This is a genomic window from Nitratireductor sp. GCM10026969 (assembly GCF_042660605.1).
Taxonomy (GTDB): domain Bacteria; phylum Pseudomonadota; class Alphaproteobacteria; order Rhizobiales; family Rhizobiaceae; genus Chelativorans.
Genome location: NZ_JBHSUM010000047.1, coordinates 1 through 12,473, shown reverse-complemented (window position 1 = coordinate 12,473; position 12,473 = coordinate 1). Strand labels below are relative to the sequence as shown.

The following is a 12,473-nucleotide window of genomic DNA, read 5'->3' as shown; positions in this document are numbered from 1 at the left end:
ACCTCGTCGGGCTTTCGCCGTCATGACCAAGACAACCGCCCCGCATCCGGCCACGCTCGAACTGCTGGAACGGCTGATCTCCTTCCCCACGGTCAGCGCCGACAGCAATCTCGACCTGATCGATTTCGTCGAGCGGCATCTGACCGAGGCCGGTTTCCGGACCCACCGTCTGCCCGATCCATCCGGACGGAAGGCGGGGCTGATGGCGCGGCTGGGGAGCGACGGGCCGGGCGGCGTCATGCTGTCGGCCCATAGCGATGTGGTGCCGGTCGAGGGTCAGAACTGGATCCGCCCGCCGTTTCGGCTGACGCGCGACAGCGACAGGCTGTACGGCAGGGGCACGACGGATATGAAGGGCTATCTCGCCTCGATGCTGTCGCTGGCAATACGGGCGGCGAAAACGCCGCCTGAGCGGCCATTGATGCTGGCGATCTCCTACGACGAAGAGGTCGGCTGCGTCGGCATCCGGCAGATGCTGCCGGGATACGAGGCGCTCGGCTGGCAACCCGAACTGTGCATCGTCGGCGAGCCGACAGCAATGCGGCCGGCCATCGGCCACAAGGGCAAGATCGCGTTGCAGGCCACATGCCGCGGCACCGCCGGTCACTCCTCGCTTGCGCCGCGCTATGTCAACGCGCTGCATCTGGCCGCCGAATTCATTACGGCCCTGCGCCGGCTGCAGGATCACTATGCGCATTCGGCTGCGCGGGACCCGGGATATGACGTGCCCTATTCGACGGTGCATGCCGGGCGGATGCAGGGAGGAACCGCGCTGAACATCGTGCCTGACCATGCCCGGATCGAGTTCGAACTGCGCCACCTCCCCGGCGATACGCAGGAAGACTTCCTGACACGGCTGCGGCAGGAAACGGACCGCATCCTGCGCCCCTTCCGCGCGCAGGGCGCGGCGGCGGAGATCGCGATCGAACGCACCAATGCCTATCCCGGTTTCCAGATCGCCCCCGATCACGAGGCGGCCCGTCGCGTCGCCGTGCTGAGCGGCGCACATGAGACCATCAAGGTCGCCTATGGCACCGAGGCCGGCTATTTCGCGCAGCTCGGCATCCCTACCCTCGTCTGCGGGCCGGGCGACATGGAAGGACAGGGCCACAAACCCGACGAGTACGTCACCATGGCGCAACTCGCCAGCTGCGATCGGATGATGGACCGGCTTCTGATGCAATTGGACGCGAGCAGGTCAGCGCGGTATGCCGGATAGCGCCCCGCGTCAGGAAAAGGGTCGGCATATGGTAGAGCCGGGGAAGTCGGTACCACGGCTCGCCTGCGCGTGAGTTATGCCGGCGGCGCTCTCCATGGGGCGATATTTCGCTAATGGTTTATCCGTCACTGCCGTTCCGGAGCTTGCCGCGCAATGATGCGCCGGGCTCGCATCCGATGACCGCTCAGGCCGCGCTGATCTGGCCCAGAAAGGTTTTCGTGCGCTTGTGTCGCGGATTTGAAAAGAAGCTTTCGGGCTCGCCGGCTTCGACGATCTCGCCGGCATCCATGAACACCACCCGGTCGGCCACCTTCCGCGCAAACCCCATCTCATGGGTCACGACGACCATGGTCATTCCCTCCTGGGCGAGGTCGATCATGGTGTCGAGCACTTCCTGAACCATCTCCGGATCGAGCGCCGAGGTCGGCTCGTCGAACAGCATGACCTTCGGATTCATGCACAAGGCGCGGGCGATCGCCACGCGCTGCTGTTGGCCGCCCGATAGCTGGGCGGGATATTTGTCTGCCTGCTCGGGAATCTTGACGCGGGCGAGGTATCGGCGCGCGCTTTCTTCGGCTTCGGCGCGCGAGGCGCCGCGCACCTTCATGGGTGCAAGCATGCAGTTCTGCAGCACCGTCATGTGCGGAAAGAGATTGAACTGCTGGAAGACCATGCCGACGTCACGCCGGACCTTCTCCACGTTCTTCGGTCCCGCCGTCAGCTCGATGCCATCGACGAAGATCCTGCCGCCCTGCACCGTTTCGAGCTGATTGATACAGCGGATGAGTGTCGACTTGCCGGACCCCGACGGCCCGCAGACGACGATCCTGTCGCCGCGGGCCACCTCGAGGTTGATCTTATTCAGTGCCTGGAACTTGCCGAACCACTTGTCGACATCTTCCATGCGGATGGCGGGCGTGCCGGGGTCGGCGCTCCGAGGTGAATCCTGTCGCGTCATCACGTCATCTCCGGCATGCCGTGGCTCGGTTTCTACTGGGTCTCGCCTACGAACTCGGGCAGCGGCCCACCGACCCATTCCTCATGAAGCGCATTCAGCTCGTCGCTTTCCTTCTTACGCTGCAGGAAATCGTTGATATAGGCCATCAGTTCGTCCTGGTCGGGGCGCGTGGCGATGCCCTGGCTCTGCTTGCTCAGCGAAAACTTCATATCGTATTCGCCGGGCGCACGTTCGTTGAGCTGGGCGACGACGACGTTGGAAGCGCCCATCAGTGGCACCTGGCCAGACAGGAGCGCCTGGACCGCGCTGGCATCGTCATCGAAACGCTGGATGTTGGCGCTGTCGGGGGCAATTTCAGTGATCGCGGTGTCCTGCGTCGAAGCGCGGGCCACGGCGATGTCCTGGTTGGCCAGATCCTCCGCGTCGTTCACCTCCAGGTCTGCATCGCCATAGACGAAGATCTCGATGCCCGCATAGGGGTCGGAAAAATCGACCTGCTCGGCACGCTCGGGCGTGATGCCAAGAGAAGCGACCAGGATATCCACCTGCCCCGACAGGAGATAGGGGATGCGGTTGGGTCCCGTCACCTGCACGATGTTGAGATCCACACCCATATCCTCCGCCAGAAGCCGCGCCACCTCGGCGTCATAGCCGGCCGGCTGGCCCTGCTCATCGAGGTAGCCGAATGGCGGAAAATCCACCAGCATGCCGATATTGATGGTGCCGCGCGACTGGATCTCCTCCGGTGTCTGGGCCCCGGCGGCAATTGTGGCGAGACCGAGCGCTACAGCCGCCACGGCGGCCAGTCCGATTACCCTGTTTAAAAAACGCATGGTGTCCTCCTTCCCTTGGTGAAGCTCGTCAACGTCGAGTCGCCACAGCGAAACGCCGCTCGAGATTGCGTGCCAGCAGCGATAGCGGCCAGCACAGGATGAAATAGAGAATCGCGACCAGGCCGAAGACGGTGAAGGGCGCGAATGTGGCATTGTTGACGATCTGGCCGGCGCGCGTCAGCTCGACGAAGCCGATGATCGAAGCGAGCGAGGTGCCCTTGATCAGCTGGACCAGGAAGCCCACCGTGGGCGCCACCGAAATCTTGGCCGCCTGTGGCAGGACGACGTGGCGCATCCGGTCGTAATATTTCAGGCCGAGCGCCCAGGAGGCTTCCATTTGCCCGCCCGGCACCGCATCGATGCAGCCGCGCCATATCTCGCCCAAAAAGGCGCTTGCATGGAGCGTCAGGGCAATCGATGCGGCAATCCAGGGATCGACGGAAACGCCGAGGATGTTGAGACCGAAGAAGACGAGGAAGAGCTGCATCAGCAGCGGTGTGCCTTGGAAAAGGCGGATATAACCGAGAGCCGGATAACGTAGGATGCCGAGGCGCGAGACACGCGCTAACGCGATCAACAGGCCGCCCACCGCGCCGCCTGCGAAGGCCACCGCCGACAGCGCCAGCGTCCATTGCACTGCCAGGACGATGAACCAGAACTCGTTTATCCCGAAGCTGCGTATCATCGCTCGGTGCCTACCGTGCCAGGGGATAATTGAAGAGGGCACGCTGAACCGACGAGAACAGCGCCGAAAAGCCGAGCGAAAGGATGAGGTACATGAGGGTGATGACCAGATACACCTCGAAAGCGGCGAATGTCTGGGACTGGATCGTGTTGCCGGCCGCCGCAAGGTCGGTCGCCGAAATGACCGACACGACGCTCGATGTCAGCATCAGATAGATGAACTGGCTGGTGAGCGCCGGATAGATGGTCCGCATTGCCGGCTTCAGGACGATGTAGCGGAAAATCTGCAAGCGTGAGAGGCCGAGCGCGGTGCCGGCTTCGAGCTGCCCACGCTGGATGGATTCGATGCCTGCCCGCACGATCTCCGTCGCATAGGCGCCGACATTGACGGTCAGCGCCGTCAGGGCCGCGGTATTGGGATCAAGGCGCAGGCCAAGCCGCGGCAGCGCAAAGAAGATGAAGAATATCTGTACCAGGAAGGGCGTGTTGCGGATCAGTTCCACATAGGCATTGACCAGCCACCGCACGGGCCGCGGCCCTGCCGACTTGCCCGCCGCGCAGGGAATCGCGATCAGCGTGCCGAGGATGATGGCACCGAAGGTCAGCTCGATCGTCACCAGCGCCCCGGCCAGAAGCTGGTCGAAATTTTCGAGCACAGGCGCAAATTTGAACCGATAGTCCAGCTTGATCCTCCCTGACGCGGGCGCGAGTGCCGTAAAACCTCCGGCCCGTTAGATCGATCTAATCCCTCCTGCCGCTGGTCGTCAAGGAAGCGGCAGGTCCGATCGACGGGCGTTCGACGATGCTGGTCGGCGCGATGACCGCTTCCGCCGGCGTGTCGGGCTCCGCAATGCGGCGCAGCAGCAGCCGCGCGGCGCGCTCGCCGACACCGTGGGGATCCGTGGAAACCGAGGACAGCCCCGGCGAGACAAGATCCGCTTCCGGAACATCATCGAAGCCGAACAAAGAGACCTCCTTGCCGATTCTGACCCCGAGATCCACCAGACCCCGGTGGAGGCCAAGGCCGATCACATCGTTGAAGCAAGCTATGGCGGAAGCCGGATTTGGCAACTGGAGAAGCGCCGGCGCGAGCGCACGCGCTGCCTGCGAATTTGTCTCGCATTCGACGATGAAGGCCGGTGCCAGGCCGTTCTCCGCGAGCGCACTACGAAACCCCTCCAGCCTTGCGGCCTCGGCGGAATGGTGCCCTTCGATGCTCACGAACCCGATTTGCCTGTGCCCGAGGGCGATCAGGCGGCGCGTCGCCGCGGCCATTCCGCCGCGATAATCGATGCCGCTGTAGTCCGTCCGCGTATCGGCAACGACGCGCAGGGCCTGCACCACCGGCAGGTTCCAGTCCTGTATATTGCGGATCTGCTCTGTGGTCGTCCCCTTGGCGGGACAGATGATCAGGCCATCGACGGCGTGTTCGCGCATGCGCCTGATGAAAGCGGCCTGCTTGTGGATGTCTTCGCTCGAATTGGCCAGGATGACGACCAGCCCCGCCGCTTCGAGCACGCTTTCCATGCCGGAGAGCATGATCGAGAAGAACGGGTTGGTGAGATTCGGCACGATTGCGCCGACGGTGCGGCTGCGCGCCGCGCGCAGGCGGGCGGCGCTGAGATTATAGACATAGCCGAGTTCTTCCATGGCCTCTTCGACGATGACCCGGGTGGTCTCGCTGACCAGGGGGCTTTTTCGCACCACCAGCGAAGCCGTCGCGCGCGACACGCCCGCCTTCTGGGCGACATCGAGCAGCGTGGCCTGCTTGGCCGCCTTCCCCTTCACGCTTTCCTTTTTTCCCAAACCGCCGCTCCGGCACATTAGATCGATCCAAGATTAAAGCCCGGGTACGCGAGGGTAAAGGCAGCATTCCGTATCGGCTGAAGTCCTGACCGCCCTGCGCGGGCTGGCCGACGAAGGCATGACCCTCCTCATGCTCACCCACCGGATGAAGTTCGCCCGCGACGTGTGCAGCCGCGTCCTCTTCATGCATCAGGGCCGCGTCGATGAGGCAATCACCAGTGCTACGTGACCGGCAACGACACCAGGAAGCTTCGCGAACATCGCCTGTGGCAAGCGGGGGCCCAAGCTGTTCCGGAGCGGGTGATCGAGACATCCGCCGATCCCGGCATCGTACGGGTTTCGCTTGCGTTCGCGGCGCTCTTGCCGAAGCGGCAATCGTTCCGATTCCGCCGGCGATCGCCTTGCATCTTCTCGCAATCTTCCGCGCCGGCTCCGTCTCTCAACCGCCGACGACGCCGACATTCTGGTAGACATGCTTCAGCTCGCAGAAATCCATCAGCGCGTCGTAACCGTGCAACCGTCCGATGCCCGAACGGCGGTAGCCGCCGGTCTCGGCCTCGGCGAAGAGCTTGTTGTGGTCGTTGATCCAGACGGTGCCGTCACGCAGCGCGCGCGCAAGCCGCCAGGCGACGTCGGCGCGGTTCGTCCAGACAGAGGCCGAAAGGCCGTAGAGCGTGTTGTTGGCCTTGGCGATAGCCTCGGCCTCGTCGGCGAAGGGTTCGATCACCAGAAGGGGGCCGAAGATCTCCTCCTGCACGAAACCGGCGTTATCGTCGCGCGTGGCGACGAGCGAAGGCGACATGAAGGCGCTGCCGTCGGGGCCGGGCATGCGCTCGCCCCTGAGCACCACCTCGTCGGCCGCCTCGAAGGCGGCCTCGATCTCGCGCCACACGGCATCGCACGATCGTGCATCGATCAGCGGCCCCATCGCGGTCCCGGCGTCCATCCCGTTGCCGATGCGGATGCCGGACAGCGCTTGGGCCAGGGCGGCCTTCGCCTCCGCATAGCGGCTTTCATGGACCAGGACCCGCCGCGCGGCCGTGCATTGCTGGCCCGAGATGATTGTCGCGGCGGCGGCAAGCTTCGGTGCGATGGCTTCCATATCCGCATCGTCGAGCACGAGACAGCAGGACTTGCCGCCCAGTTCCAGCGACAGCTTCTTCATGGTCGGCGCGGCTGCCGCCATGATCCGCTGCCCCACGAGGTTCGACCCGGTGAAGCTGATCACGTCCACGTCCGGCGAGGCGACGAGCGTTTCGGCTACTTCGTGCCCGGTCTCCAGGACGAGATTCACGACGCCGGCGGGAACTTCGGGGTCGTCGATCAGCGGCGCCATGCACGCCGCAGTGAAGAGCGCGGTCTGCGGGGCCGCTTTCGTCACCGTGCTGCAGCCCACCGCCAGTGCAGGGGCCAGCGAACGGACCAGCAGCACCGCAGGCGCGTTCCACGGGACGATCAGCCCTGCCACCCCGATGGGCTCGCGCAGCATGACCGAGATCTCGCCCGGCGCCACTTCCATCGCATGGCCCGGATTGTGCCGGGTCAGACCCGCGTAGTAACGCACCTCGGAAATCGCGCCCGCCATCTCGCCCTTCGAATGGGCGAGAGGCTTGCCGTTCGTCAGCGTCAACAGCTCCGCCAGCTGCGGCAGGTCACGCTCCATCGCATCGGCCCACCGCAGCAGCGCCATCTGCCGCTCGCGCGGGGCCCGCGGCCAGAGCGTCGTGTCGAAGGCGCGGCGCGCGGCGGCGATGGCGGCCTCCGCCTCGGCCTTTCCGCCAGCCGGGAAGCGTCCCACCTCCTCGCCCGTCGCCGGGTTGATGGAGGCGGCGGGATCCCCCGCATCCGAACGCGTCTTGCCGATGGCGTGAAGGGCGGCAAAGCCGGTCATGACTCGATTACTCCCCATGTTGAAGTTCAGGGTTCTGGAGCGGCTCGTTCCCGGCCACAGGCGCGTCTTCCGGACGGCGCTGCTGCCAGAACATCAATGCGGCGAAGACCGCCAGACCGATGAGGTCCGTCAGATGCTCGGGCGTGATCAGAAGGAGCGCCGCGCCGAATGCGACGGCCCGTTCCAGCCCCGTCGAGCGGCGCAGGTGCATGCCCACGACGGTTCCCGCGATGGCATAGACTCCGATGGCGCAGCTGGTTGTCACCCAGATCACCTCATGCCAGGCACCGTTCATCACCAGCGCGGGATTGTAGGCAAAGGCGAAGGGGATCAGGAAACCCGGCAGCGTCAGCTTGAAGGCGTGCACCCCGGTGGCGGTCGCGCTGGTCCGCGCCAGCGCCGCCGCCGCGTAGGAGGCGAGCGCAACGGGTGGTGTCACGAAGCTGAGCAGCGCGAAGTAGAAGATGAAGAGATGCACCGACAGAACGTAGAGGTCGAGCTGCATCAGCGCGGGCGCCATCAGGATCGCCACCATGATATAGGCCGAGACGGTGGGCATGCCCATGCCGAGAATGATGCAGGCCACCATCACCGCGATCAGCGACAAAAGCAGCGAGCCCGAGGCCAGCGACAGGATGAAATCGGTGAACTTCAGGCCGATGCCCGTCTGCACGATGATGCCGATGATCAGGCCCGCCGTGGCACAGGGCACGGCGACGATCAGGATCGCATAGGCCGTCTGTTCCAGCCCGCGCAGCATGTCCATCGCCTTGATGCGGGTCTCCTTGCGCACGAAGCTGACGGCGATCGCGGCGAGGAAGGCGTAGATCGCCGCCATCATCAGCGACCGGCCGGAGACCATGAGATAGACCAGCACGACCAGCGGTAGGAGAAGGTGGATGCGGCGCGTGAGGCCGGTCCCGATGTCGGGAAGCTCTTTCGCGGGCAGGCCGCTGAGCCCGTCCTTCTTTGCCGTCAGGTCCACGGCGAAGAGGATGGCAAGATAGTAGAGCACCGCCGGGATCGCCGCGCCGGTAAGGATCGTCACATAGTCGAGCCCGGTCAATTCAACCATGACGAAAGCCGCGGCTCCCATGATCGGCGGCATCAGCTGCCCGCCGGTCGAAGAGGCGGCCTCGACCGCCGCGGCGAAGGTGGGCTTGTAGCCGAAGCGGCGCATCAGCGGGATGGTGAAGGTGCCGGTGCCGACCACATTCGCCACCGCCGAGCCGTTGATCGAGCCCATCAGCCCCGAGGCGATGACGGCGCTTTTGGCCGGACCGCCGCGGGTGCGGCCGGTGGCGAAGAAGGCGAGGTCGATGAAGAGCTGGCCCCCGCCCGAGAGCTCCAGGAACGTGGCGAAGAGGATGAAGTAGAAGATATAGGACACCACGGCCCCGATCGGGATGCCGAAGATGCCGTTGTTGGACAGCACCTGGATGTCGATGAAGCGCGACAGGCCGAGCCCCGAATGTCCGATCGAGGAGGGAAGGATATAGCCGAAGAACCCGTAGAGGATGAAGATCCCCGCGATGACGAAGAGCCCCCATCCCGCCACCCGGCGCGTGGCCTCCATCAGTGTCGCGATCAGGGCTGTGCCCATGATCATGTCCCACATCGTCGGCCGGTCGACGAAGGCGATCCGGGTGATGAAGCGGTCGTGGTTGGCCACGATATAGGCGGCCCAGGCGATGGTGACGGCGATCAGCAAAAGGTCGATCGCTTGCGCCAGCCGCGGACGCTCGGGCAGGTCCTTGCCGAAGACCAGGACAAGCACCGCCGCCAGGAACAATGCGTAGTGCATGTGCAGGGGAAGCGGAGCGACGAAGACCGAATAGAGCTGGAGGGCCGTGATGCCGACGGCAATGACCCGGATGGCAAGGTGAGTGGACGCGATCATGTGTGTCTCTCTCGCACGACCGATGGCGATGTGCCTTTTGGGCATTCGCCGCCGGTAAGGGGGCGGAGTGCGGTCGCCTAGAGCAACCCTGCCTCGCGGTAATAGCGTTCTGCGCCGGGGTGCAGCGGAACGTTGCCATTGCGCAGCGGGTCGGCCGCGTTTACGGGGTCGAACGAGGCTAGGCCCGGATGCGCCGCGTGCAGTGCCTCGGGGTTCTTGCACACCGCGCGGGTAATGGCATGGGCCACCGCCTCGGGCACCGAGGCATTGACGATCACCGAGGTGGGATAGCCCACGCTCGGAATATCGGCCGCAACGCCCTCGAATTCGTCCGCCGGGATCGACAGGCCGGGCTGGAGCCCGTAGTTTTCCGCGATGTAGGCCATCTGCTCCTCGCCCAATCCGATGAAGGTGACGCCACCGCCCAGCGACAGTTCCAGCACCGCCGGGTGGCGGTAGCCCACATTGTGGATCAGCATGTCGGCTTGCCCGTCGCGCATCTGCTGGATCGCCACGGGAAGGTCGATGTGGGTCACGCGCCCGCCGGCGGCGGTCACGTCCTCGTAGGTCAGCCCGTAGCTTTCCAGCGACAGCCGGGCCAGCGCCTCGCCGGCCGAGCCGCGGGCGGTGGTAACGAGGCGGATCGGCATATCGGCGGCGTCGCCGACGCTTTCGATCCCGGCATCGCGGCGCACGACGATGCCGAGCCGGTGCGGCGTGGCGATGTCGCCGATCAGTGCACGGATCTCGGTCAGCGGCTCGTCGAAGGCGATGATCCCCTTGGCGGCCCAGTTCGAGAGTGCCGAAAAGCTCAGGCCAAGCTGCGCGTCGCCGCGGTTAACGAGGATCGGATTGCCGATGCCGCCCTGATAGGCCAGCACCTCGATGCTGGAGCCCCGGGGCAAGGCGTCCTGCATCGGGCCGGACAGCGCCGTGCCGTAGACATACCAGCTCGATCCCACGTTGAAGGTGGCGAAGCTGAGGTTCACGGGTTCGGTCACCTGCGAAGTAGCCGTGCGGGTGAACGGGGTTGCCAGCGCCGGGGCCGCAAGGGTGGCCAGCGCGCCTTTCAGGAAATCACGTCTCATGTCGTCTCTCCCTCCCTTTGAGCCGTGGCCGGCCATGACCGGCCTTGGACCGTCGGGTGTCCTGCACGGCTTGTCCCGCCCGCGCCATGCGATAGGGGCGGCGTGGCTCAGTCCAGCCAGCCCTGTTCGCGATAGAACCGCTCGGCGCCTGGATGCAGCGGCACGCCGCCATTGCGCAGGGGCTCGCCCGCAACTTCAGGATCGAAGTCGGCGAGGCTCGCGTGGGCCGCACGGATCGTATCGGCATTTTCGACGATGGCGCGGGTGATCGCATAGGCCACGTCGTCCGGCATTTCGGCGTTCACGATGACACCGGTGGGATAGCCGACCGACGGCACGTCCTCGGTGACGCCCTCGAACTCGCCGGGGCTGATCGCGAGGCCCGGCTGGAGCCCGTATTCCTCGGCCAACGTGTTCATCTCTCCTTCGCCGAGCGCAATGAAGGTCACGTCGCCGCCGAGGGCCAGTTCCATCACGTCGGGCTGACGATAGCCGATGTTGTGGATGAACATGTCGGCCTGTCCGTCGCGCATCTGCTGGATCGCAACCGGCAGATCCACGTGGGTCACACGACCGCCCGCGGCCTCGATGTCGGAATAGTCCAGCCCATAGGCGTCGAGCGCCATCCGCGCCAGAGCCTCGCCCGCGCCGCCGCGCTGCACCGTGACAAGGCGGGTCGGCACCTCGGCCACGTCATCGAGGCTATCGATGCCGGCGTCGGTGCGCACGACGATGCCGAGGCGGTGCGGGTTGTTCAGGCCGCCGACCAGCGCGCGGACGTTCTCATGCGGCTCGTCGAAAACCACGGTGCCCTTGTAGGCCCAGTTCGACAGGGCCGAAAAGCTCAGGCCCATGTCGGCCTCGCCCCGGTTCACGAGGATCGGGTTGCCGACGCCGCCCTGGTAAGGCAGCACCTCGACGGTGGAGCCCTCGGAGAGCGCACCCTGCGCCACGCCGGCGATTGCTGTCGCGTAGATGTACCAGCTGCCGCCCACGTTGAACGACGCCATGGTGAGGTTTACCGGCTCGTCCTGCGCCGCCGCGGGCAGGGTCACCAGTGAAGCCGCTGCCGCGACGGTCCCGGCGATGATGGAATGAATGGTGGCTTTCATGTTTCCTCCTCCTTCTGTCGCCGACAAATCCGGCCGCGTCGGCAGGCGGCCCGGCCGCCGTCAGGCCCGCCGATAGGCGGAGCCGGTGATTGGCGGATGTTCCCGAATGAATTCTTCATTGACCTCGACACCCAGCCCGGGTGCTTCGGTGGCGCGGAAGGTTCCGTCCGCGCCGATGACGGGCGCCCCGCTGACGAGGTCGTCGCGAAGCGGGTTGTAGCGCGAGACGTCGGCCTCCAGAAAGCCGCCGTTTTCGACCGCGCTGAGCAGATGCAGCGTGGCCGCGGCGTTGAGCGCGGACATCGAGGCGTGGGGGTGCACGATCAGCCCATTGGCCAGCGCCAAGCCCGCGATGCGCAGGCACTCGGTGAGCCCGCCCGCCTTCGACAGGTCGGGCTGTATCTCGCAGACGGCGCCGTCTTCGATAAGGCGGCGGAATTCCTGCCGGGTGAAGAGGTTCTCTCCCGCCGCCAGCGGCACCGTCGCCAGCGCCGCCGCATCGCGGTAGAGCCGCGATTCCTGAGGCATGAAGGGTTCTTCCAACCAGCCGACGGCACATTCGCCGAGCATGGGCATGATCCGCCGCACGTCGTCCATGCGGTAGAGCGAATTCGCATCGGCCAGGATGGTGATATCAGGGCCAAGCGCCTCGCGCAGGGCGCGCAGGCGCCCGGCATCCCGCGCCACATCCTGCCCGATGCGTTGCTTGACCGCGCGGTAGCCCTCCGCGACGAGACCTCTCGCCTCTTCGACCAGCGCCGCAGGCTCCTCCCAGCACAGGGCGAGGCCGCCCGCATAGGCCACGACCGGTTTCGGCGCCCCGCCGAGAAGGCGGCAGAGTGGCCAGTTGACTGCTTTAGCCCGAAGGTCCCACAGCGCAATGTCGATGCCGCTGATCGCCAACGCGGCGGCGGCACCGCTGCCCTGTGTCAGTTGCGCGGCCCGCGCCATGCGGGCGTTCAACGCGACCGCGTCGCAGGCG

General features: G+C 65.5%; 11 protein-coding genes and 1 pseudogene. 2 read left to right on the top strand and 10 right to left on the bottom strand.

Annotated elements, in window-relative coordinates:
- The first annotated feature begins 22 nt into the window (after positions 1–22).
- Positions 23–1,219, top strand: coding sequence for an acetylornithine deacetylase (gene argE / locus ACFP9U_RS11915; protein WP_378621634.1), 1,197 nt, complete (start codon positions 23–25; stop codon positions 1,217–1,219).
- 184 nt (positions 1,220–1,403) lie between these two features.
- Here the strand turns inward: argE and ACFP9U_RS11910 are convergent, their stop codons facing one another.
- The 5 genes from ACFP9U_RS11910 to ACFP9U_RS11890 are packed head-to-tail and all read right to left on the bottom strand — an operon-like array spanning position 1,404 to position 5,482.
- Positions 1,404–2,177, bottom strand: coding sequence for an amino acid ABC transporter ATP-binding protein (locus tag ACFP9U_RS11910; RefSeq protein ID WP_378621632.1), 774 nt, complete (start codon positions 2,175–2,177; stop codon positions 1,404–1,406).
- 32 nt (positions 2,178–2,209) lie between these two features.
- Positions 2,210–3,010 (bottom strand): transporter substrate-binding domain-containing protein, encoded by an 801-nt coding sequence (locus ACFP9U_RS11905; protein ID WP_378621630.1) that lies wholly within the window; start codon positions 3,008–3,010, stop codon positions 2,210–2,212.
- Positions 3,011–3,038: 28 nt separating this feature from the next.
- Positions 3,039–3,695: an amino acid ABC transporter permease gene (locus tag ACFP9U_RS11900; RefSeq protein WP_378621628.1), complete on the bottom strand. Its 657-nt coding sequence runs from the start codon at positions 3,693–3,695 to the stop codon at positions 3,039–3,041.
- A 10-nt stretch (positions 3,696–3,705) separates the two neighbouring features.
- Positions 3,706–4,377 (bottom strand): amino acid ABC transporter permease, encoded by a 672-nt coding sequence (locus ACFP9U_RS11895; RefSeq protein ID WP_378621661.1) that lies wholly within the window; start codon positions 4,375–4,377, stop codon positions 3,706–3,708.
- A 58-nt stretch (positions 4,378–4,435) separates the two neighbouring features.
- On the bottom strand, positions 4,436–5,482 hold the full coding sequence (locus tag ACFP9U_RS11890; RefSeq protein WP_378621625.1) for a LacI family DNA-binding transcriptional regulator: 1,047 nt from the start codon (positions 5,480–5,482) through the stop codon (positions 4,436–4,438).
- A 94-nt stretch (positions 5,483–5,576) separates the two neighbouring features.
- Here ACFP9U_RS11890 and ACFP9U_RS11885 point away from each other — a divergent pair.
- Positions 5,577–5,708 (top strand): annotated as a pseudogene (locus tag ACFP9U_RS11885) (amino acid ABC transporter ATP-binding protein); the annotation flags it as partial.
- 231 nt (positions 5,709–5,939) lie between these two features.
- On the opposite strand, the gene ACFP9U_RS11880 reads toward ACFP9U_RS11885, so the two are convergent.
- The 5 genes from ACFP9U_RS11880 to ACFP9U_RS11860 all read right to left on the bottom strand — a co-directional run.
- A complete protein-coding gene (locus tag ACFP9U_RS11880; RefSeq protein WP_378621623.1) occupies positions 5,940–7,391 on the bottom strand; it encodes an aldehyde dehydrogenase family protein in 1,452 nt (483 codons plus the stop codon).
- A gap of 7 nt (positions 7,392–7,398) precedes the next feature.
- Positions 7,399–9,291, bottom strand: a complete 1,893-nt coding sequence (locus ACFP9U_RS11875; protein ID WP_378621621.1) for a TRAP transporter permease — start codon at positions 9,289–9,291, stop codon at positions 7,399–7,401.
- Between the two features lie 77 nt (positions 9,292–9,368).
- Positions 9,369–10,379, bottom strand: coding sequence for a TAXI family TRAP transporter solute-binding subunit (locus ACFP9U_RS11870; RefSeq protein ID WP_378621619.1), 1,011 nt, complete (start codon positions 10,377–10,379; stop codon positions 9,369–9,371).
- A 107-nt stretch (positions 10,380–10,486) separates the two neighbouring features.
- Entirely contained in the window at positions 10,487–11,491 is a 1,005-nt protein-coding gene (locus tag ACFP9U_RS11865; protein WP_378621617.1) for a TAXI family TRAP transporter solute-binding subunit, read from the bottom strand.
- A 60-nt stretch (positions 11,492–11,551) separates the two neighbouring features.
- A partial coding sequence (locus tag ACFP9U_RS11860) for a mandelate racemase/muconate lactonizing enzyme family protein (RefSeq protein WP_378621615.1) occupies positions 11,552–12,473 on the bottom strand: 922 nt, incomplete at its 5' end.

Excerpts from the sequence above, each read along its gene's own strand:
- argE (WP_378621634.1), top strand. The coding sequence starts at position 23 with ATGACCAAGACAACCGCCCCGCATCCGGCCACGCTCGAACTGCTGGAA.
- ACFP9U_RS11910 (WP_378621632.1), bottom strand. The coding sequence starts at position 2,177 with ATGACGCGACAGGATTCACCTCGGAGCGCCGACCCCGGCACGCCCGCC.
- ACFP9U_RS11905 (WP_378621630.1), bottom strand. The coding sequence starts at position 3,010 with ATGCGTTTTTTAAACAGGGTAATCGGACTGGCCGCCGTGGCGGCTGTA.
- ACFP9U_RS11880 (WP_378621623.1), bottom strand. The coding sequence starts at position 7,391 with ATGACCGGCTTTGCCGCCCTTCACGCCATCGGCAAGACGCGTTCGGAT.
- ACFP9U_RS11865 (WP_378621617.1), bottom strand. The coding sequence starts at position 11,491 with ATGAAAGCCACCATTCATTCCATCATCGCCGGGACCGTCGCGGCAGCG.
- ACFP9U_RS11875 (WP_378621621.1), bottom strand. The coding sequence starts at position 9,291 with ATGATCGCGTCCACTCACCTTGCCATCCGGGTCATTGCCGTCGGCATC.
- ACFP9U_RS11900 (WP_378621628.1), bottom strand. The coding sequence starts at position 3,695 with ATGATACGCAGCTTCGGGATAAACGAGTTCTGGTTCATCGTCCTGGCA.
- ACFP9U_RS11870 (WP_378621619.1), bottom strand. The coding sequence starts at position 10,379 with ATGAGACGTGATTTCCTGAAAGGCGCGCTGGCCACCCTTGCGGCCCCG.